Source organism: uncultured Desulfobulbus sp., assembly GCF_963662935.2.
In the GTDB taxonomy this organism is placed as follows: Bacteria; Desulfobacterota; Desulfobulbia; order Desulfobulbales; family Desulfobulbaceae; genus Desulfobulbus.
Window position 1 is genome coordinate 2,797,634 of record NZ_CAXXTL010000002.1, and the last position, 21,951, is coordinate 2,819,584.

At 54.6% G+C, this 21,951-nt stretch carries 16 protein-coding genes; 7 read left to right on the forward strand and 9 right to left on the reverse strand.

From position 1 onward, the window contains the following. The first annotated feature begins 25 nt into the window (after positions 1–25). From folP to fabL, 4 genes are all read left to right on the forward strand, one after another. Positions 26–838, forward strand: a complete 813-nt coding sequence (gene folP / locus ACHZCX_RS16700) for a dihydropteroate synthase (protein ID WP_319588331.1) — start codon at positions 26–28, stop codon at positions 836–838. A 391-nt stretch (positions 839–1,229) separates the two neighbouring features. After that, a complete protein-coding gene (locus ACHZCX_RS16705; RefSeq protein WP_319588332.1) occupies positions 1,230–2,432 on the forward strand; it encodes a 3-phosphoglycerate dehydrogenase family protein in 1,203 nt (400 codons plus the stop codon). A gap of 328 nt (positions 2,433–2,760) precedes the next feature. After that, positions 2,761–3,699: a DUF362 domain-containing protein gene (locus ACHZCX_RS16710; protein ID WP_319588333.1), complete on the forward strand. Its 939-nt coding sequence runs from the start codon at positions 2,761–2,763 to the stop codon at positions 3,697–3,699. A gap of 27 nt (positions 3,700–3,726) precedes the next feature. After that, the gene (gene fabL, locus ACHZCX_RS16715) at positions 3,727–4,479 is read left to right on the forward strand and encodes an enoyl-[acyl-carrier-protein] reductase FabL (RefSeq protein ID WP_319588334.1); all 753 of its coding nucleotides are present in this window, start codon (positions 3,727–3,729) and stop codon (positions 4,477–4,479) included. Here fabL and ACHZCX_RS16720 read toward each other — a convergent pair. Beyond that, positions 4,470–4,697, reverse strand: a complete 228-nt coding sequence (locus ACHZCX_RS16720; protein WP_319588335.1) for a hypothetical protein — start codon at positions 4,695–4,697, stop codon at positions 4,470–4,472. The two genes, fabL and ACHZCX_RS16720, sit on opposite strands and share 10 nt — an antisense overlap. 322 nt (positions 4,698–5,019) lie before the next feature. Between ACHZCX_RS16720 and metK the strand changes: the two genes are divergently transcribed. The 3 genes from metK (at position 5,020) to trmFO (ending at position 8,929) form a co-directional block, all read left to right on the forward strand. Beyond that, the gene (gene metK, locus ACHZCX_RS16725) at positions 5,020–6,183 is read left to right on the forward strand and encodes a methionine adenosyltransferase (RefSeq protein ID WP_319588336.1); all 1,164 of its coding nucleotides are present in this window, start codon (positions 5,020–5,022) and stop codon (positions 6,181–6,183) included. Positions 6,184–6,236: 53 nt separating this feature from the next. Then, positions 6,237–7,523 carry an adenosylhomocysteinase gene (gene ahcY, locus ACHZCX_RS16730; RefSeq protein ID WP_319588337.1) on the forward strand — a complete coding sequence of 429 codons (1,287 nt, stop codon included), beginning with the start codon at positions 6,237–6,239 and terminating at the stop codon, positions 7,521–7,523. A 77-nt stretch (positions 7,524–7,600) separates the two neighbouring features. Next, positions 7,601–8,929: a methylenetetrahydrofolate--tRNA-(uracil(54)-C(5))-methyltransferase (FADH(2)-oxidizing) TrmFO gene (trmFO, locus tag ACHZCX_RS16735; protein WP_394708846.1), complete on the forward strand. Its 1,329-nt coding sequence runs from the start codon at positions 7,601–7,603 to the stop codon at positions 8,927–8,929. 4 nt (positions 8,930–8,933) lie between these two features. On the opposite strand, the gene ACHZCX_RS16740 is transcribed toward trmFO, so the two are convergent. The 8 genes from ACHZCX_RS16740 to rplM form a co-directional block, all read right to left on the reverse strand. Then, positions 8,934–10,703: a DnaB-like helicase C-terminal domain-containing protein gene (locus tag ACHZCX_RS16740; RefSeq protein ID WP_319588339.1), complete on the reverse strand. Its 1,770-nt coding sequence runs from the start codon at positions 10,701–10,703 to the stop codon at positions 8,934–8,936. A 200-nt stretch (positions 10,704–10,903) separates the two neighbouring features. Then, positions 10,904–16,873 (reverse strand): HEAT repeat domain-containing protein, encoded by a 5,970-nt coding sequence (locus tag ACHZCX_RS16745; protein ID WP_394708802.1) that lies wholly within the window; start codon positions 16,871–16,873, stop codon positions 10,904–10,906. A 100-nt stretch (positions 16,874–16,973) separates the two neighbouring features. Then, the gene (locus tag ACHZCX_RS16750; protein ID WP_319588341.1) at positions 16,974–18,356 is read right to left on the reverse strand and encodes a TIGR03013 family XrtA/PEP-CTERM system glycosyltransferase; all 1,383 of its coding nucleotides are present in this window, start codon (positions 18,354–18,356) and stop codon (positions 16,974–16,976) included. Positions 18,357–18,535: 179 nt separating this feature from the next. After that, positions 18,536–19,126, reverse strand: coding sequence for a Maf family protein (locus ACHZCX_RS16755; protein ID WP_319588342.1), 591 nt, complete (start codon positions 19,124–19,126; stop codon positions 18,536–18,538). A 10-nt stretch (positions 19,127–19,136) separates the two neighbouring features. After that, positions 19,137–19,925: a tRNA pseudouridine(38-40) synthase TruA gene (gene truA, locus ACHZCX_RS16760; RefSeq protein ID WP_319588343.1), complete on the reverse strand. Its 789-nt coding sequence runs from the start codon at positions 19,923–19,925 to the stop codon at positions 19,137–19,139. Further along, positions 19,925–20,965 carry an N-acetyl-gamma-glutamyl-phosphate reductase gene (gene argC, locus ACHZCX_RS16765; RefSeq protein ID WP_319588344.1) on the reverse strand — a complete coding sequence of 347 codons (1,041 nt, stop codon included), beginning with the start codon at positions 20,963–20,965 and terminating at the stop codon, positions 19,925–19,927. The genes truA and argC overlap by 1 nt, the downstream gene beginning before the upstream one ends. A gap of 134 nt (positions 20,966–21,099) precedes the next feature. Next, entirely contained in the window at positions 21,100–21,492 is a 393-nt protein-coding gene (gene rpsI, locus ACHZCX_RS16770) for a 30S ribosomal protein S9 (protein WP_319588345.1), read from the reverse strand. A gap of 17 nt (positions 21,493–21,509) precedes the next feature. Continuing rightward, positions 21,510–21,938: a 50S ribosomal protein L13 gene (rplM, locus tag ACHZCX_RS16775; RefSeq protein ID WP_319588346.1), complete on the reverse strand. Its 429-nt coding sequence runs from the start codon at positions 21,936–21,938 to the stop codon at positions 21,510–21,512. Between the last annotated feature and the right edge of the window lie 13 nt (positions 21,939–21,951).

Genomic DNA, 21,951 nt, shown 5'->3' on the forward strand with positions numbered 1-21,951 from the left:
CACCTTTTTTGTTTGTGGAGCTGCGATGATGGAACACAAGGTGCTGATCATGGGTATTCTCAATGTTACGCCCGATTCCTTTTCCGACGGCGGCCAATGGAACAGCGACTTGGCGCTCACCGCCCGGATTGAACAGCTGCTGGCCGATGGGGCCGATATAATTGATGTCGGCGGCGAATCAACCCGTCCTTTTGCCGAACCTGTGAGGGCGGACGAGGAACTTGCACGGGTTCTTCCGGCTATCTGGAAAATTAGAGAGCGAAGCGACATCCCCATTTCTATCGATACCACCAAGGCGATGGTGGCGCGGCGGGCTTTGGCGGCTGGGGCAACCATGATCAACGATATCTCGGCCTTACGCCATGATCCGGAAATGATCGATGTGGTCCGTTCCTCCAGCGGGCCGGTCATTATCATGCACATGCAGAACACCCCTGGTGACATGCAGGTTGCACCTCGATATGACAACGTGGTGGTCGAAATCAACGATTTCTTTGTCGAGCGGATCGGGTGGATGGAGAGTCAAGGGATCAGTCGCGGAAGAATCATTGTCGATCCTGGTATTGGTTTTGGCAAGAATCTGGAGCACAACCTGTCGATCCTGCGCAACATTCAAGCCTTCAAGCATCATGGCTGCCCGGTCCTCATCGGCCATTCCCGCAAATCCTTTCTGGGGCAATTACTCAATATTCCCCTGGCGGAACGCGATTGTCCCACCGCCCTGGTTTCGGCCTTCTGTGCACAGCAAGACGCTGACATTCTTCGGGTGCATGATGTTCGCAGCACCCTCCAGGCTATAAAATTGACAACGGCATTCACCCAACTCTCTAGCATCTAAGGGGATTTTTTCAGTTTTGAATGCCCCGGCTCTATTCAGTTCCGTAGAAAAAACTGTCCTTTTTATCCTTATTGGTGATCAAATGTCGGGTACAGTGAGCAGAGGAAGCGGGAGAAAACGAGGGCGCTGTTTCGGTTGTACTTGACGAGGGATTGGTTCTCTTTTTCTTGACAAAACAAGGTTATTTGCTTTAATTTCTTTCTTTTTTTTTCAGAATGGTGACTGCCCGGCGTACCATTACTTAATTTTGAGTATTGTTGAGCTGTTTTTCCGGACTTCTCTTTTTCGGGCGAACGGCTCTTTATCGAACGGGCCGCGGGCAGTTTGCGGTAGATCTCTTTTGCGACTGTTTTTTATTCCTTTCTTTGCCACTATCAACAAGGACAATCCAATGAAGCAATTCAAAATCAAAACGATCAACGCCATTGCCAAAGAAGGGCTGGTTCTGTTTAATGAGCGGTTCGCTGTCAGTCCCGATGAGGCGCATCCCGAAGGTATTGTCGTGCGCAGCTCCAAGGTCGATTTAGCAGCCTATCCCGAACTGCTGGCGGTGGCGCGGGCTGGGGCTGGCGTTAATAATATCCCGGTGGACGAGGCCTCGGAAAAAGGAATTTGCGTCTTCAATACCCCCGGTGCCAACGCCAATGCTGTAGTCGAGCTGGTCTACACCTCGTTGGGTATCTGGCTGCGCAATGTGGAGAAGAGTATCGAGTTCTGTCAGGGGTTGGCGTGTAAGAGCGATGAGGAGATCAATCGTGAGGTCGAGGCCCGCAAAAAGAAATTCAAAGGTGAAGAAATGGCTGGCAAAACCCTGGCAGTTTTCGGTCTAGGCAAGATCGGGGTCGGCGTGGCCAATGCCGGTTTGCATCATGGTATGCGGGTGCTAGGGTTTGACCCGTTTCCTGCTCTGGACAATATTCATCACCTCTCGTCCGAGGTCATCCTGGCCCGTTCTCGCAAGGAGGCCTTGGCCGACGCCGATTTCATCTCCGTGCATATGCCGCTCAACAAGAATACCAAGGGGTATGTCACCGAAAAAGATTTCCTCGAGTTTGCCAAAGATGGCGCGGTCTTGATCAACTACTCTCGCGGTCCGATCGTCGACGAGGACGCGGTGATCGCATCCTTGGCCAGTGGCAAGCTCCGGGGCCATATCTCGGACTTCCCCTCGGTGAAGTTCCTCGGCCACGAAAAAATTCTGGTGACCCCGCACTTGGGCGCATCCACCTCCGAATCCGAAGAAAACTGCGCCACCATGGCCGTGCGTGAACTGAGAAACTATCTGGAGTTTGGCAATATTGTTCATAGCGTCAACTTTCCCAATATTGAGACCATTCCCACCGTCGACGTTCACACCCGCCTGACCGTGATCAACAGGGACCAGCCCGGCATGATCGGCATGATCAGTAACATGCTGGGGAGTGAAAAAATTAATATCATGAACTACACCAACAAAAGCAATGGGACCGTTGGCTACAACATTATCGATTGCTCGGGACCGGTGCCCGAGGACGTGCAAAACAAGATTGCACAGCAGGAAGGCGTTTTACGGGTGCGCGTCATTCCTTTGGAGATTCGGGGACGGGTCAATTGAGGTGCGTAAAAAATACCCAATTTGGTGATAAACACTGCCATCGACGTATAAAAAAAATTATTATTTATCTTGCTGATGTGGCATGCTTTTTTGAAGTGTATGCCGCAGTCAACGATAAACAGGTTAAAAATATTTAACTTTTTTTTGTGGGTCGTTGGCAATGCCGGGCGGTGCTCTTGGCCATCTTTTTGAAATTATTATCGAAATAATAGTTTGCGAGTTGACGGTTAAAGTGGCATGAAGAATGCTTAGAATCTAAGTAGTTCTTCATCTCTTCTCTCCTTTTCCGGCTTGGTTCCTTGTGGATCAAGCCGGTTTTTTTTGAATTATGCGATTGGACAGCACCATCGTCTCTTTGATGGCACAGCCCACCTATGAGCAAAAGGCTTTGGATGCGGCTGTTGATCAGTTGCTGGCCTCGTCGCTTGATTGGGGCACCCTGCGCACTGCAAGAGTTTTGCTCAAACCGAACCTGATCACTGCCAGAAATGGGCTGCTGGCCTGCACCGACGGCCGGTTTATAGCCGCTGTTGCCAGGTGGTTTGCGGCAATGGGGGCGCAGGTGGCTGTTGGCGATTCTCCCGCCTTTGGTTCGGCACGATCGGTGCTGGAGGGTATCAACGCCTTATCACCCCTGCAAATGCTCGGTGTCCCCGTGGTTGAGTTTCGACAGGTCAGGGAGATTGCCCTGCCCTGCGGACACAAGGCCGCGATGGCAGCGGTGGTTATGGACTGCGATCTGCTCATCAACCTGCCCAGGATCAAGGCCCATTCTCAAATGCGGGTGACCATGGCCGTTAAAAATCTTTTTGGCTGCCTGTCCGGTTTTCATAAACCTTGGTGGCACATGGTTCATGGCGGCAATAACGGCAGGTTTGCTGAACTGCTGGTCGACCTGTTGGCCGTGCTCCCCTCCTGCTCCACTTTGGTCGACGGTATCGTTGCCATGCATCAGGCCGGGCCGGTGCATGGTGCCCCTTATCCGTTGGGCATCATAGCCTTCGGCACCAATCCCGTGGCAATTGATACCGGGCTCCTGACCCTCCTTGGGGTTGATCCACTTCACAGCCCATTGTGGCGTGCGTCTCATCGAGCCGGTCTTGGGGGAACAAATGTGGCAGAATTGGTGTTTCCCTTGGCGACACCGGCTGAGCTTGCGGTTCGTGACTTTGCTGTGCCCGAGACATTAGGGCCCGTTCGTTTTGATCCTTTCCGATTTGTGAAAAATTCGATGAAACGAGCGTTGCTCCGGACCTTTGGTCGATGAACGGTGCCTTTATTGTAAGGAGAAGAGATGATTGATTTGCAAGGAAAGGTAGCCCTGGTTACCGGCGGTTCACGCGGAATCGGCAGGGCCATCGCCCAGCGTCTGGCCGGACGGGGTGCCGAGGTGGTGATTAATTATGTCCGGCATCGGACAAATGCAAGCGAGGTGGTCGCTGAAATCGTCAATAAGGGTGGTCGGTGTCAGGCGATCCGTGCCAATTTGGCTGACGAGGACAGTCTGGCCGCTATGTTCGACGAGATCCGCAGTCAGTATTCCCGGTTGGACATCATCGTTTCCAATGCCGCCTCCGGGGTGCTCAGGCCGGTGATGGAGTTGAAGAGCCGCCATTGGGATTGGGCGGTCAACATCAATGCCCGCGCCCTAATGCTCATCACCCAACAGGCGGCGGCCATGATGGAGAGGGGAGGCCGGATCATTGCTGTTTCTTCGATTGGAGCGGTACGAGCCATCCCCAATTATACGGTAGTGGGTGCTTCCAAGGGGGCGTTGGAGTCCCTGGTTCGGCATCTGGCGGTGGAATTGGGGCCTCGAGGCATAACGGTCAATACGATTAGTGCCGGAGTGGTGGAAACCGATGCTCTGAAAAAATTTCCCAACCGCGATGAGATTCTCGCCTCCGCCAGGGCCCGCACTCCGCTTGGTCGTTTGACCACGCCCGAGGATGTTGCCGATCTGACCCTGTTTTTGTGCAGCGACCTGGCCGCCATGATCCACGGTCAGGCGGTAGTGGTCGACGGCGGTTACGCCATCTATGGGTGAGAAGACTGCAAGAGCCTGTAGCAGATCTCGAAACAGACGATCGCTGCCAGATAGATGAGCAGGGCGGTGATCAGGGAAGGCCAACCGATCGCAGGGCTGTGAAAGAGGTTTTGAATCGGCCGGTACAGGTGTGCGTAAAAGCCGGAGGCGTGGAACATCCAGAATCCGGGAAAGGTGAAACCGGCGATCAGATAAAACCCTCGGCGGAGAAAAGTCATGGTGCGGCATTCTCAGGGATCGAGTACAGGGAAAGTGTGATGCACCTCTTCTGGCAGCTTTCCTTGAATATAGAGGATTACCCAACCGAGAGAAACCTTTTTTTGTCAACGCTGCCCAGTGGCCGTATTTCAGGCTATTTCTATTGAATTTTTTTGATAAATCGAATACTAAAAATTCTTTTTTAAAATGTTCTTTTGATCCGCTTCGTCATCTGTCTTGATTGCTTTTCGGAGCACAAACAGCCGATTTTTCAAGACGATCACTCTACAGAAGGGCCCTTTTATACTCTCTACTCTTGTATAACTCCAGAAGGAGACATTTATGTCTACGCATCTTTTCACCTCCGAGTCGGTCTCCGAGGGACATCCGGATAAGGTTGCCGATCAAATTTCCGACGCCATCCTTGACGCCATTCTCACCCAGGACAAGCATGCGCGGGTCGCCTGCGAGAGCCTGGTCACCACCGGCTTGGCCATGATCGCCGGCGAGATCACTACCTCGGCCTGGGTCGACATGCCCAGCATTGTCCGTGAAACCATCCGGGAGATTGGCTACAATTCCTCCGACATGGGTTTTGACTGGCAGTCCTGCGCGGTTCTCACTTCGATTGATAAGCAGTCGGCGGACATCGCCCAGGGCGTCAACGAGGGTAGCGGGCTTGATCTTGATCAGGGGGCCGGCGACCAAGGGCTGATGTTTGGCTATGCCTGCGACGAAACCAGCGTGCTCATGCCCATGCCCATCACCTACGCCCATTACCTGACCAAACGGCAGGCCGATGTGCGCAAGGCAGGTATTTTGCCGTGGCTGCGTCCTGACGCTAAGAGCCAGGTGACCATCGAATATATTGATAATGTGGCCAAGCGGATCGAGGCGGTAGTTCTGTCCACCCAGCACAGCCCCGACGTCAGCTACGAGGATCTCAAAGAAGCGGTGATGGAAGAAATCATCAAGCCGGTGTTGCCGGCCCACATGATCGATGTAAACACCAAATTCTTCATCAATCCCACCGGTCGCTTTGTCATTGGCGGCCCGGTCGGCGATTGCGGCGTCACTGGCCGCAAGATCATTGTCGATTCCTACGGCGGGCGCGGCTCGCACGGCGGTGGCGCCTTTTCCGGCAAGGATCCGTCCAAGGTGGATCGGTCTTCCTCGTACATGGGTCGCTATGTTGCCAAGAATATTGTCGCCGCCGGCCTGGCCACCGAGGTCGAGGTCCAGGTGGCCTATGCCATCGGTATCTCCAAGCCGGTCTCGATCAACGTCAAGACCTTCGGTACTGGCAAAATCTCAGAAGAACGGTTGGTCGAGATTGTGGGTCAAGTCTTTGATCTCCGACCCAAGGCGATCATTCAGCAGTTGGATCTGCTGCGGCCCATCTACCACAAGACTGCAGCCTACGGCCATTTCGGGCGCGAACTGCCCGAATTCACCTGGGAGCGGATCGATAAGGTTGAAGCCCTGCGCAGTGCCGCCGGACTGTAATTATTTCTTAAAGAATGAACAGCTTCCGTAAGCGGGAAGCGTAGGAGCAGCACATGACTGATTATAAAGTAGCGGATATGAGCCTGGCCGAATGGGGCCGCAAAGAAATCGCCATTGCCGAGACGGAAATGCCCGGCCTGATGGCCCTGCGCGAGGAATTCGGGGCGAGCAAACCCCTGACGGGGGCACGGATCGGCGGGTGCCTGCACATGACCATTCAGACGGCAGTCCTGATGGAAACCCTGGTCCATCTTGGTGCCGAGCTGCGTTGGTCCTCCTGCAACATTTTCTCCACCCAGGATCATGCGGCCGCCGCCACTGCCGCCGCCGGCATTCCCACCTTTGCCTGGAAGGGCGAGACCGAGGAGGAGTTCTGGTGGTGCATCGAGCAGACCATCTTCGGGCCGGACAACTGGCGGCCAAATATGATCCTCGATGATGGCGGTGACCTGACCGTGGTCATGCACGAGAAATATCCGGAGTTGATGCAGGATATCCGCGGTATTTCGGAAGAGACCACCACCGGTGTGCACCGGCTCTACGAGATGACCAAGCAGGGTAAACTTATGGCCCCGGCTTTCAACGTCAACGATTCGGTGACCAAATCAAAATTCGACAACCTTTACGGTTGCCGGGAGTCGCTGATCGACGGCATCAAGCGGGCCACCGATGTGATGATAGCCGGTAAGATTGCGGTGATCGTTGGATACGGCGATGTCGGCAAGGGCTGCGCCCAGGCCCTGCGCGGTATGGGCGCTTCTGTCCTGGTGACCGAGATCGATCCCATCTGTGCCCTGCAGGCGGCGATGGAGGGCTACCGGGTGGTGACCATGGAAGAGGCCGCGCCCAAGGGCAATATCTTCGTCACCTGTACCGGCAACCTGCGGGTGATTACCAAGGCGCACATGGAGGCGATGCCCGATCAGGCCATTGTCTGCAACATCGGCCACTTTGATTCCGAGATCGATATTGCCGGTATCCGCAGTCTGCCTTGGGAAAACATCAAACCGCAGGTGGATCATGTTATTTTTCCCGATGGAAAGCGGTTGATTGTCCTGGCCGAGGGACGGCTGGTCAACCTGGGATGCGCCACGGGCCATCCGAGTTTTGTCATGAGCAACTCCTTCACCAATCAGGTACTGGCCCAGATAGAGCTGTGGACAAACTCCGCAGCCTATGAAAACAAGGTCTATTTTCTGCCGAAAAAGCTCGATGAGAAGGTGGCCCGGCTGCATCTGGCCAAAATTGGCGTCCAGTTGACCGCATTGTCCAAGGAACAGGCTGATTATATTGGCGTGGACGTCAACGGCCCGTTCAAACCGGAGCATTATCGGTATTAATCTGCTTTTTTAACTTTGAGATTGCTGGGCAGGGTGAAACCATTCACCCTGCCTTTTTTTATGGGGAAGGGAAGATGATGACAAAGAGGGGACAGGTAACGGTGATCGGTGGCGGTCTGGCCGGTTGCGAAGCTGCCTGGCAGGCGGCGCTCCAGGGGGTGCATGTTGATTTGTATGAGATGAAGCCGCAGCGGTTCAGTCCGGCCCATGAATTGCCGCAGTTGGGAGAACTGGTCTGCTCCAATTCGCTTCGTTCCAATGCCGTTGATTCGGCGGCAGGCCTGCTCAAAGAAGAGATGCGCCAGTTGGGTTCGCTGGTGATGCGGGCCGCTGACAGCACCGCTGTGCCAGCCGGGACCGCTTTGGCGGTGGATCGGCAGCAGTTTGCCGCCTCTCTCACGGCTGCCATGGAATCCCATCCGTTGATCACCATCCACCGTGAAGAGGTAAACTGCATCCCCGATGCAACGGCCGCGCCGGTCATCCTGGCCGCCGGTCCCTTGCTCTCCGGCCCCCTAGCCGACCAGCTGCAAGTGTTAACCGGGGGCGAACATCTCGCCTTTTATGACGCCATTGCCCCGATTGTTGAGGCTGACAGCCTCGATCAGGAGATCATTTACCGCAAATCCCGCTGGGACGACGAGGGGCCGGGTGATTATCTCAACTGTCCGATGGACCGGGAGCAGTACGAACAGTTCATGGCCTTACTCGGCTCGGCCCAAACCGTTCCTCTGCACGCCTTTGAAGATCCGAAATATTTTGAGGGCTGTCTGCCTATTGAGGTGATGTGCGAGCGGGGACCGGAGACACTCCGTTTCGGCCCGATGAAGCCAATCGGCCTCGCCCATCCGATCACCGGCAGAATCCCCCATGCGGTGGTCCAGTTGCGCGCGGAAAATCGCGAAGGCACTGCGTACAATCTGGTGGGATTTCAAACCAAGCTGACCTACCCGGAGCAGCAGCGGGTTTTCCGTACCATTCCCGGCTTGGAGCGCGCGGTTTTTCTCCGTCTCGGCTCCATCCACCGGAACACCTTTGTCTGTGCGCCGCAGGTGCTCGAACCCACTCTGCAGATGCGACCGGCACCAGGCCTGTTTATCGCCGGACAGCTCTCCGGAGTCGAAGGCTACATCGAGTCCGCAGCCATGGGGCTGCTGGCTGGCATCAACGGGGGGCGTCTGGCACTTGGCAGGGCGTTGTCAGTCCCGCCTCCGGCCACCGCTCACGGGGCGTTGATTGGGCACCTGACCACTTCCAGCTCCACCCCTTTCCAGCCTTCCAACGTCAACTTCGGGCTGTTTCCTCCCCTGATCGGCAGGAAACTTCCAAAAAAGGAGCGGAGCCGCCTCCGGTCTGAACAGGGCCTTGCCCTCATTGCGGAGTGGCGGCAAACCCTCGCGGGCTGAAGGATCACTCTTCTTCCCTAAATCCCCAGTAGGGATAATCGAGCCGGTAGGAGGCAATTCTGCCCGGACTCTGCTCGCGACTGGCCACCAGCCACAATTCATTATGGCGGTTCTCCGGCGGTTTGTCGTCAAAGGGATCCCATTCGGGCAGAAGCACCATGGCGTTATCGGCGGAATAGCCGATGTCACCGGAGCCTTTGAACGAGCCGAGGTGGGGTTGACGGTCGAATTGGCCATCCTTGCCCCGTTCGAGTTCAGAAATCACCAGGAAACCGACTGCCAGCTCGTCACGGATCGCCTCCAGGTGGCGCAACCAGCCGTCGATGCCGCTGCGCTGCTGGCTGATGTCCTTAAGCGGCAGCTTATGGAGGCTGTCGATAACCACGACGGTATAGTCGGCATTGGTCTCATGGCGGAGAAAATCGATATGCCGCCGCATGGTTTCCGGCGAGAGTTTGCGGTCGTTAACTACCCGCAGCCAGTGCAGCATGGTGTGCAAGGTGTGTTGCGCCTGCACAAGGCGTTGTCTTTCCGCGGCAGGCAGCGAGTTTTCCCTGATTCGATCGGCGGCGAGACGGCTGAGGCGGCTGAGAATGCGGAGATAGATTTTTTGCCGACCGTTTTCGAAGTCGTAATAGATGACCGGGATTTTACGGATCGCCATTTCCGAGGCTATCTGGATAAAAAAAGCTGATTTCCCGGCCTTGGGCGTACCTCCCATGATGTTGATCCCGTGGATACCGCCAAGAGCCTTGTCCATTTTGGCAAAGCCGCTGGTGAGGTTGGCATAGGATGTGCCTGATTCCTGGGATAACCGTTCGTGAAAGGCCTGGTATTCGCCGGCCGGTGTGGCAAATGGGGAGAAGGCGCGCGCCTCCTTGAGCAGGGCGGAGACTTGTTGTTGAAAATGGGGCGCCGTCTCCGCTGCCAGTTGAAAAAGAGAACTGTTGCGGGCGGCTTGCTCCGGCCAGTGGATTATCCGCACCTTATATCCGGTGCGGGTCGCAAAACTTCTGGCCATGGCTTCGGATTCGGCATTGTGATTGACCCAGAGAAAAATGGTCCGAATCCAGGTCAGCCTCTGGGGATCAAGATGATCGAGATCTGCGGCTGCGGGAACAGCAATGCCGGGTAAGCCCAATTGTTTCAGCGGCAGCAGATTCTTTTCGCCTTCCACCAGAAAGAGGGCGCCGTTTTCGCAGTGCTCGATCTCCGGGGCATTGAACAGGCGGAATTGCTCAGTGGAAAATCGTTCGTCACCGTACCAGAAATAATCCTCCGGCCGCTCCGGATGGGCGCATCGGGCCGAGTAACAGTTGCCGTCGGTCTGGATGTAGGGATAAACAAGGTAGCGGCCATTATAGCCAATCCGCAATTCGGCCAGGACCTCGGGAGTAATGGATGCTGCCTGAAAAAAATCGAGTGACTCTCCGGTGAGTTTATCGGTAAACCCAACAAGTTCGTGGTTGATGTTTTTGACCGGGTAATCGACCTCTCGTCCGGAATATTCGCGGTCAGGATCAAAGCCCGGCGTCCCGGTCAGGCTGATGCCGCTGAGCCTAGCAAAATGCAAGGGAAAGCCACCGGGTACGCAACGGTTGAGGCAGCGGAAATACCCGTGGAAAAAACTTTCCTGATTCAGGTGGACTGTCAGGATGCCGTCTTTTTTTCCCTCTTGCCGGGAGCAGAAAGGGCAGGGCGCTTGCATGACAGCGTTTTTCAGTTTGGCCGCAGGCAACAGCTGAAGATAAAATTTGGTAACGGCGTCAGTCATGATGAATTCTTGACCTCTTTGAGAGTGCCTTTCGGTACGGCCGATGCTTCGTAACGTGTTTTCGGCGCAGTTCGCGTTCCGCGAAGGACGAAAAGGCCTGCTGCGGGCATTGAGACGGTGAACAGTTCTCAGCACCGGGAACGAGCGGCTGCCAGGCAAAGAGGCATCCACAGAAAGAACAGCCGAATGTGAAAAAAAAATCAGCCTAGGATGGATTGTAGCCCTTGTTGTTCTAAAGGGTGGTCGAATTTGAAATGGACGGAAAAGTCGTTTTCCTGGATATGAACAGGCTGAATGCCGATGACCAAACCTTTCAGGTGCAGGTGTTGCGTCTTGCCGCCGACCGGCAATACGACCTGCATTCGCCTGCCGAGTAATAGACGGGCGTTTTCCTGGCGGGAAATGCGGATGAGAAAGGACAGGCCACCTAGAGAAATGTCAGCGGTCTCAGCACGAAATCCACGGCCGATCGGGTTGTCGAGATTGTTGATCGGCTGGACCTGGATCTTACGCGAGAGGTTGAATCGCTGCCCCTGACGTCGCTCCAGGCCTTTTTTCTCAAGCATGGAGTGGATGGTGTTGCCGGAAAGGTAGTATTCATAGAGCGTTGTCCGCAATTCAGGAAACTGTTTCTGCCAGTCGCTGAGGGCCGCTTGCGGGAGAATATGAATTCTGGAGGGGGTGAGCGAGGTCAGGGTCACTGTCCAGAAGGAGGGCGCAAAGAAATTTTCTCCGGCAATTTGTCCGCGGTTGAGGCTGGTTATGAACAGCTCCCGTGGGCCGGCCCGATGTGAAACCTTGAGGCTCCCCTGGGTAATGAAAAAGAGAGCATCATTTTTATCGCCTTGGGTGACGATGGTTTCTTCCGGTTTGTACCGGTGTTCGCTGAATGCATGGTAGATGGTCTCGAACTCTTGCGAGCTGAGCCGATCGGTCAGATCCGACCAGATTTCAAAGTCTTCTTCCTTCATCGTGCCCTTTTTTTCCTGCTCAATAATTTCGCCTGAGCGGATAATGTCGCCTAAAGCCAAGCTGTCAATTTCGTAGATTCGTTCTCTGAGGCGTTCCGCATTCTTGAAATCTCCAGCATGGGCGGTAGCCGCAATCAGATCGACCAGCTGCTGTTTGGCTTGATCACGGTTCCCTTGAGCAGCCAAACGAAAAATAACCTCCTCCCTGGATTCGATCGAATCTTGGGAACTGCCCGCTGCTGATGGCGTAGTGTGTTCTCCTGATGCACCTGTACCGTAGTCTTCATCCTCATCCTGGCCCTTTTGGCTTATTGATGCTTCTCGTATCTGGTCCAGGGCTATACCTGCGGCCCGCCGGACTTCTTCGCTGTATCCCGCGAGTCCGAGGACATTCTTGCTCTGCGCCACCCGGCTTAATGAGGCAGTGGCTCGTCTGGAACCGATGGAGCCCAGTGTTTTACAGAGGGCCAATTGCAGGTCGTTCTTGTTTTTGCCGAGAAAGGGTTTGGTGCCTTCGAGCAGATCGGTTAAGGGGCGGACAAAACGTTCGTCATGGTTGGTGGCAATATGATTGATCAGCCTAATCTTCAAGGAATCGTCAATGGTTTGCAGGGCCTGGAGCAGGAAATCCTTGAGATGCTCTCCACCGATTTTGGTGGAGGTGTTGATGACTTCTTGCTGAACTCGCAGGTCCGGGTGGTTGATAAAAGGCTTGATTGTCGTGAAAAGGTCCGGATTGCCGATTTCGCCGAGTAGACGGATGATGTTGCGGACGACAAACCAGGGCGAGTCTTTGTGCAGTTGTTCCAAGAGAATGGAGAGCGCCGGGTTGCCAGTTTGTTTAATCAGTGCCAGGAGCCGTTTTCGTTCGAATCGGCTTTCATTGTTCATGAGTTGGTGCAACTGAAACTTAGCCGACTCGGGGCCCAGCTCGACCAATAATTTGCCTGCCGCTTCCTGGTGGACTTCGGAATGGAGATAAAGGTTCATCAACTGTTCCAGCACAGGCTTCGAACAGAGATTCTTCAAGGTTTCAAGGGCATGCTGCCTGACCAGGGGATTGGTCGTGTCGGTAGCGGTATCGAGCAGAGTAAAAGTCCGCAGGGCATGTGCGGTTTCACCGGCCAGGGGATATTTTTCTTCAGTGAGGTAAGAGCCGGTCAGCCCGCCGATGGCTGTCATGGTTTGCTGCACGGCCAGCTCGTTGATGCCTTGTAATTGTAATCCTTGTTTCAGTGCGGGGAGGAGTTTTTCGAGTCGTTCCCACTGGCCGATCTGCGCGAGTTGCTCGCCAATGGCAGCCATAGTCTGGAATGCGGTTGTTCGAATGGAGGGGGTGCCGTGTTGCAGGGCAGCGGCTAATTGCATGAGAAGATTGTCCACCGTTTCCCCCTTGTTTTCAAAGAGCAGATTTCTGACGGTTTCCGGCAGGGCCTGGTGAACTTCGTGCTTTTCAAGATCCTTGAGATCACCCCGGAGGAGATTGTCCAGACTGCTTTGCATTGTTTTTTGTCGTTGTTCCTCCCGCTGTTTCTTATGTTGGTGGTGCATTTCAACTATGGCCCGCATCTTTTCTCCGCGGACGGTTTGCTGCAACCGTTTGTAGGCCTCTTCGATATCGTTGTCCTTGATGTTTTTTTGCTGCGGAGCATTACGTCCTTCGGCAAGAGCCTGGAATTGATTGACCAGCTTTGCCAGCTTTTCCTCGGAGAGCTGGCTGATGACCTGGCGATACAGTTGTTCGCCGAACAGACTTTTGTATTTCCGCACAAGGAGGAGGCCAAGCTCTTTTTCATCAAAGGTGGCCAATTGAGACGCGACTTGGGTCGCTACCTGCAACTGTTGCTCTTTGTCAAGCAGGGTGTCGTACCTGTCCAGCATGCGTTCAAACGAGGAGGGGTCCGACCAGTCGCTGGAAAGATTGGACGGATCCGTTGATTGCTGGGCGGCAGAGACGAGAACAGGCGTCGACCATGCTGTTTGCTGAAGACGCCTGATGAGCTGGTCCGGCAGGCTGGACAATTTCTCCAGGGGAGCTTGAAGAAGCCGGGCATCGATATTCTGGGCGATAACTTTGGTGATCTCGGGCCCTTTCTTGGTCTGGGCCAACCGTTTGAGGACACTATCGTCGGCGGGTTTGAAGTTGGGATCCTTATCCTTGCCGATCTGCAGAGGGATGTCGCTGGTGAGGGTGGCGATCATCCGATTGAGCTGCTTGGGAGTGAGGTGCTCGACGGTTTCATCAAGGAGTTCGTCGGAGACCTGGCCGATCACCTGGCTGTACAACTGTTCGCCGAAGAGGCCCTTGAATTTCTGGGCCAGGATGTTGCCCAGCGCCAGCCCTTCCATGGAAGCCAACTGGGCCCCGGCTTGGCGGGCCACCTGGGTCTGCTGTTCCTTACTAAGGAGCTGTTCGTAGTGGCCGAGCATGCGGTTGAAGGCGGCAAAGTCGACCTGACCGCCGGCCTGGATCTGGGGATCGGCAACCTGCTGGGCGGCGGTGGCGAGCACTGGGGCTGACCACTCGGGTTGCTTGAGTCGCTGGAGAAGATGCTCGGGCAGCTGGGCCAGGGTGGTGTCGGGATTGAGCAGCATTTGCCGGGCATCGATATTCTGGGCGATAACTTTGGTGATCTCGGGCCCTTTCTTGGTCTGGGCCAACCGTTTGAGGACACTATCGTCGGCGGGTTTGAAGTTGGGATCCTTATCCTTGCCGATCTGCAGAGGGATGTCGCTGGTGAGGGTGGCGATCATCCGATTGAGCTGCTTGGGAGTGAGGTGCTCGACGGTTTCATCAAGGAGTTCGTCGGAGACCTGGCCGATCACCTGGCTGTACAACTGTTCGCCGAAGAGGCCCTTGAATTTCTGGGCCAGGATGTTGCCCAGCGCCAGCCCTTCCATGGAAGCCAACTGGGCCCCGGCTTGGCGGGCCACCTGGGTCTGCTGTTCCTTACTAAGGAGCTGTTCGTAGTGGCCGAGCATGCGGTTGAAGGCGGCAAAGTCGACCTGACCGCCGGCCTGGATCTGGGGATCGGCAACCTGCTGGGCGGCGGTGGCGAGCACTGGGGCTGACCACTCGGGTTGCTTGAGTCGCTGGAGAAGATGCTCGGGCAGCTGGGCCAGGGTGGTGTCGGGATTGAGCAGCATTTGCCGGGCATCGATATTCTGGGCGATAACTTTGGTGATCTCGGGCCCTTTCTTGGTCTGGGCCAACCGTTTGAGGACACTATCGTCGGCGGGTTTGAAGTTGGGATCCTTATCCTTGCCGATCTGCAGAGGGATGTCGCTGGTGAGGGTGGCGATCATCCGATTGAGCTGCTTGGGAGTGAGGTGCTCGACGGTTTCATCAAGGAGTTCGTCGGAGACCTGGCCGATCACCTGGCTGTACAACTGTTCGCCGAAGAGGCCCTTGAATTTCTGGGCCAGGATGTTGCCCAGCGCCAGCCCTTCCATGGAAGCCAACTGGGCCCCGGCTTGGCGGGCCACCTGGGTCTGCTGTTCCTTACTAAGGAGCTGTTCGTAGTGGCCGAGCATGCGGTTGAAGGCGGCAAAGTCGACCTGACCGCCGGCCTGGATCTGGGGATCGGCAACCTGCTGGGCGGCGGTGGCGAGCACTGGGGCTGACCACTCGGGTTGCTTGAGTCGCTGGAGAAGATGCTCGGGCAGCTGGGCCAGGGTGGTGTCGGGATTGAGCAGCATTTGCCGGGCATCGATATTCTGGGCGATAACTTTGGTGATCTCGGGCCCTTTCTTGGTCTGGGCCAACCGTTTGAGGACACTATCGTCGGCGGGTTTGAAGTTGGGATCCTTATCCTTGCCGATCTGCAGAGGGATGTCGCTGGTGAGGGTGGCGATCATCCGATTGAGCTGCTTGGGAGTGAGGTGCTCGACGGTTTCATCAAGGAGTTCGTCGGAGACCTGGCCGATCACCTGGCTGTACAACTGTTCGCCGAAGAGGCCCTTGAATTTCTGGGCCAGGATGTTGCCCAGCGCCAGCCCTTCCATGGAAGCCAACTGGGCCCCGGCTTGGCGGGCCACCTGGGTCTGCTGTTCCTTACTAAGGAGCTGTTCGTAGTGGCCGAGCATGCGGTTGAAGGCGGCAAAGTCGACCTGACCGCCGGCCTGGATCTGGGGATCGGCAACCTGCTGGGCGGCGGTGGCGAGCACTGGGGCTGACCACTCGGGTTGCTTGAGTCGCTGGAGAAGATGCTCGGGCAGCTGGGCCAGGGTGGTGTCGGGATTGAGCAGCATTTGCCGGGCATCGATATTCTGGGCGATAGCCGTCTTTATCTCTGGCTCTCGCTCCTTTTCCAAAGTCCCTAACCGGTTGAGCACGTTACTTGCACTCGTCTGATTCTGAGCTCTACCAGGGGCTGTTGCCAGGGTTTGCTCCGTAACCAGATTGGCGATCAGGGTATTCAACTGCTGAGGGGACAATTGATGCAGGGTCGATCCGAGCATGGCGTCGGCAGCTGGAGACGTCGGTAGGGTCGCAACCAATTTGGCAAGAAGAGAGGGGTCGAGACCGGAGAGGGCCTGAGCCGATTTTTCTATTTCATCGTGGTGTTTTTTGAAATCGGTTTCCTTGCTGAGGTTGTGCAGGAATTCAATAACACTCTTGCTCACTTCCTCTGGGTGCCTGTGAGGTCCATTTGCTTGGGGCAAACGGTTGATCAGTTCCTGGACCAGTTCAGGCGAGACGCTTTGTAAAGGATCATTTTCGGTCTTGCCGAGCACAAAGTTTGCCAATTCCTCATCGCTGATATTGAGGCCGGAGCCAATCAAATCTTCGCGGATTACCTGCTCACCTTCGCGGATCGCGACATAACGCTTGGTGTCAACCGAGACGGAAGTGATGCCAGCCTTGTCCAGAAGGGTGGACATGGATTCCGTAATGTCCTTTTCTCCCAGGAGGGCGGAGAGGGTTTGGATGAATGCACCGCAGTCCTCAAAAGAGAAGTTCGGATGAAAGGTGAAGGAGTGGATTTTCAGGCGGCTAAAAAGGGTAATCAGGCCCTGGATCTGCGGACGAGTCTGATCTTTCTCGGGAAGATGTTCGCCGCAGACAATAATTTTCCTATCGGAAAAGGCCAGGTTAACCGAATCGTCCGCATCGCTCTCCAACAATGCCCTGAAGGCCTTTAAAACAAAATCATTGCTGCGCTGCACCTGCGGGTTAGAGGCGGGATAGAGCCGCATGGTTCGTATAGCTGTGTATAATCTGACTGGAAAATCAAGGAGAAGACTGCTTTGCTCCGAAGCTGGGGAAGGAGGGAGAGGGCTCATGATTGTTTCGTCATTACCGTGAACCTTTTTGAAAAAGAACCGTCTTAATTGTTCGGAAAATGATCAGCATGTCGAGAAAGAAAGATTGGTGCTTAATATAATACAAATCATATTCGAGTTTTCGCAGGGCATCTTCCTCCGATGCACCGTACGGGTAACAAACTTGCGCCCATCCGGTGATGCCAGGTTTGGCCGCGTGCCGGAGCGAGTAGTAGGGCAGTTTGCCCACCAATTGCTCGACGAAAATGGGCCGTTCCGGACGTGGGCCGACAAAACTCATTTGTCCAAGGATAACATTCCACATCTGGGGGATTTCATCAACGCGAACTTTCCGGATAAACCCGCCAACTCGGGTCACCCGCGCATCGTTCTTGCTTGCCCAGACCGCCCCGTTTTTTTCGGCATCTTGGCACATGGAACGAAATTTTAAAATGGAGAAAAGTTCTCCTCGTTCACCAACCCGTTCCTGCCTGTAGAAAACAGGACCCGGGGATTCAATTTTAATGAGAAGAGCTGTGAGGAGAGCAACCGGCAGGCTCAGGGTAAGGCCCAGAAGAGCGAGGGAGAGATCAATGAGCCGTTTAATAAGGTAGGTCATTCTGCCGTAATCAAATCCCTCGGAAAAGATCAGCCAAGCAGGGTTGACCTTCTCGACAAGGATTTTACCGGTTATGGCCTCGTAAAAGGAGATCCCGTCTTCGATTATTGCGCCCTTTAACTTGTGATTAAGTAATTCGGTAATGGGCATGGCCCCCCGTCGGTCGTCAAGAGCCACGACTATACGCTCAATCCTGGATAGATGCTGGTCGTGGCCAAGTTCGGCGAGTCCGGAAAAAACAGGAATGCCAAGATGGTTAAACGCTGGGGGACTCTTTCCGATCAGCGCTCCTATGGTAAAACCTGATTCCTGGTTGCTCCCAACTTCAAGGACGATCCGTTCCGCAGTTTCACCCGTACCGACAAGGATGACCTTCCGGGCAAACATTTTTTTTTCCAGAATCAGATAGTAAAGCGACCGCCAGGTCAGCAGGGTGAGGCAGATAATGAGGTAACAGCCCCAAAACACCGTCGTGGAGATGATAATGGAAGGGAACAGGCTGTATAGAAGTGCCAAGAAAATGCAGCCAACACCAAAGGCTTGCATCATGCGGACGAATGTCTCCGTGGTTGTCCCAGGTTTGCGAAGGTCATAGAGGTCGTAGAAATACAGGGACAGTTGAAAAACAAAGGTCACGCTGAGGGCTCTGAGCATAAATTCAGAGGGGACGGCTAAAAATAATTTCCAACTGGAAAAGAGTAAGAGAATGCCGAGAACACTTGCAAAGATCAGAAACCCTTCGCCCAGAAAGAAAAAAAGTTTACGGACGGGATAATATTTGTTGAACAGGTACGGCATGCTTTTTTCCAGGATGAAAACGAGAGGACAGGGGAGCACATGTTTAGAGTTTGTCGAAGAATATCATATTGTTTTTCAAGAAGTCAAGGCTGGTGAAATTTTCAGGCTTCATGCTGGCAGCGTTACGGCCTATTTGTTACGGAGATTTTTTTGGGAATGCAAAAGTAGTCGAGTGGAGATCAGATGGTTTTGAGGAGGCCATGCTTCAGGAGAGATTGAACAAGAGCATAAACCGGTAACCCGACCACATTGCTGCACGAACCTGCAAGGGATTGAACAAGAAAGCTTCCGATTCCCTGGATGCCATAGGCCCCGGCCTTGTCCATAGGTTCCCCGGAGTCAATGTAGGCCTGGAGGGTGGCCTCTGCAAAGTTACCGAAGGTGACCTGAGTAGTGACGGCGTCCACCTCTTCAATGTTCCGGTTACTTGAGACGATGGCAAACCCGGTGGTTACTTCATGCGTTCTACCTTGGAGAACGGTCAGCATGGCCATGGCTTCCTGTTGGTCCCGGGGTTTGCCGAAGATGTTTTGGTCGAGGGCAACGACCGTATCCGCGCCGATGACACAGGCGTCGTGAAGAGTCTTCGCGACCTGTCGGGCCTTGGTGGCCGCCATCCGCCGGGCAAATTGCGGGGGTGATTCTCCGGGTTCGGGGGTCTCGTCAATGGAGGCCGGAATAACCTGATATGTCAAGCCAAGCCGAGTGAGATATTCCTTTCGCCTAGGTGAGGCCGAGGCAAGGATGAGTGGGCAGTCGATTCTGAACATAGCAGGGGCCTTATAGGCAGAAAATGGGCGGATGGTAGTAGATTTTTTCGAGAAACAGACCGCAGGCAGGCGCGGTGGGGCCAGCTGTGGCGCGATCTCTAGCTTCAAGAATATCTATCAGTTTTTCAGGCGACCGTTTTCCCTGACCAATTTCAATTAAGGTGCCGGCAAGAATACGGACCATTTGGCGAAGAAAGCCATCCCCGGTTACGCGAATCGACCAGCAGTCGTCGCAAGCTAAAAGGGGAAAACAACTGACATGGGAGAGCGTGCGGACTGCACCGCGGCCAGCAGTTGCATTTTTGTCGCGAGAGCCGGAGCGCTCGAAGCTCGAAAAATCATGGGTGCCCACGAGAAGATCTAAGGTAGCCCGCAATCGTTCCGGTGCAAAAGGGCCAGGGCAATGCGCCCTGTATAGGCGGCTGGAGGGCAGTTGTAGGGGGCCGGAAAAAAAATCATAGCGATAGGTTTTGGCCAGGGCACTGTAACGGCTATGGAAATTTGGAGCGGCCTCTTCGGCTCCAAGGATGCGGATATCTTTAGGGAGCATCGAATTGAGTCCCATGAAAAAAGTTGCCACTGGAACGGTCGCCGTGGTGTGAAAATGGGCGACCATGCCGAGGGCGTGGACACCGGTATCGGTGCGGCCGGCACTATGCAGGGTGATGGGCTCGTTACAGAGGTGCGTCAGCCTTTTTTCCAGTTCTTCTTGGATGGTCGATTCACCTTGGTTTTGCCGCTGCCAGCCGTGGTAGCTGCCGCCATCGTAGGCGATCAGCAGCCGGACATTGCGTGGCATCAGGGGAAGAACGGCGCACCCATCAACCCCAAGGTTTCAGGGTAACCGTTCATGAGATTCATATTCTGCACCGCCTGACCGGAAGCTCCTTTGACAATGTTGTCGATGGCCGACATGACGATCACTCGTCCTGTGCGTATATCTTTTTGGAGGGAAAGATCACAGCAGTTGGAACCGCGGACATGCTGGGTTGCAGGAGGGACTCCAGCCGGCAGAACGCGAACAAAGGGTTCGTTATCATAGGTTTGTTCGTACAGGGCTTGCAGATCGGCGGTTTTTCCCTCACTGGTGAGCGAGGCATAGATGGTGCTCAGTATTCCGCGGGAGATGGGCAGGAGATGAGGGGTGAAAGTGACGGTGATGGGCTCGCCTGCGGCCACAGAGAGTTCCTGCTCAATCTCCGGGATGTGGCGATGGGTTCCTCCTACTTTGTATGGTTTGAAGCCGTCGCTGACTTCACAAAACAGCGTTCCCACATTGGCGGCCCGACCGGCACCTGATGTCCCGGACTTCGAGTCGATGATCAAGGTGGCGGGGTCGATAAGTCCCTTGCGCAGCAAGGGTGCTAAGGCGAGAATGACGGAGGTCGGATAGCAACCGGGGTTGGCGGTCAGTCTGGCGGTTGCGATCCGGTCGCGATAGAGTTCGGGGAGGCCATACGCTGCCTCGTCGAGCAGTTCAGGGCTGGTATGTTCCTGATACCAGGTTTCGTAAACTGCGGGGTCATGGAGCCGATAATCGGCGCTCAGATCGACCACTTTCTTCCCGGAAGCCAGCAACCTGGGAACTATATCCATGGCTGTTTTGTGGGGTACGGCAGTGAAAAAAAAGTCTGCCCGGTGGACGAGTTCTTCCACCGATAAGTTTTCGCAAAGGATGTCCACTCGCTTGCGCAGATTGGGGAATACCTCGGCAAGTGCTTTACCGGCATACTGCCGTGAAGTGGCAACGGTGAGACGAACTTCCGGATGACCGGCCAGAAGCCGGGCCAACTCAACCCCGGTATATCCGGAGGCGCCAACAATACCGACATGCACCATGATGAAATTCCTCACTCGACATCGTTTGAACAGGATGGGCTGGTAAAAAAAAAGGGAATAACGTAACCGTTATTCCCTGGACAAGCATAAATGCAGAAATAAAATCGGAACGATCAGCTCCGATAACCGCGCGATTAACGCTTGGAGAACTGGAAGCGGGCGCGGGCGCCGCGTTGCCCGTATTTTTTCCGTTCTTTGGCTCGCTGATCACGGGTCAAGAGGCCGGCTCTTTTCAACGGTAAACGCATTTCCGGGTCTAATTCCTGCAGTGCGCGGGCAATGCCATGGACTAACGCATCGATCTGGGCAGATTTTCCTCCACCCTTCACTGTGGCTTGAACATCAAACTTATCGATGGTTTCGGTCACTGCAAAGGGTTTTGCAACCTTCGGCTCGAAAAATATATTGCCGAAGTACTCACCCAAAGGCATTTTATTGACAGCGAGATTGCCGCTGCCTGGGCTGATCCAGACCCTGGCGATTGCTGTTTTTCGTCTGCCGGTAGCGTATGTTTGTTCTTGGGTCATATCAAAATACTCCGTAATCAAATCTCAAGATTTTCAGGTTGCTGTGCCTGATGGGGATGATCCTTACCGGCGTATACTTTCAATTTTTTCAGCTGAGCCCGGCCGATCTTATTCTTCGGTAGCATGCCCCGAACCGCCATACGGATCAGTTCTTCCGGTTTTTTCGTCTGAATTTCGCGGGCGGTCTGGGATTTGATGCCGCCAGGGTATCCGGTATGGTGGTGATATATCTTGTCATCCCACTTATTGCCGGTGAGGTGAATTTTTTCCGCATTGACCACGATGACAAAGTCGCCGTTGTCTTGGAAGTTGCAAAAGGTCGGTTTATGTTTGCCGCGCAAACGATGAGCAATTTCCGTGGCGATACGTCCAAGAACCTTGCCGTCAGCGTCGGCTACAAACCATTTGCGATCAATTTCATTTACCGGCGTGTAATAGGTTTTCATTCTCTTCGCCTCA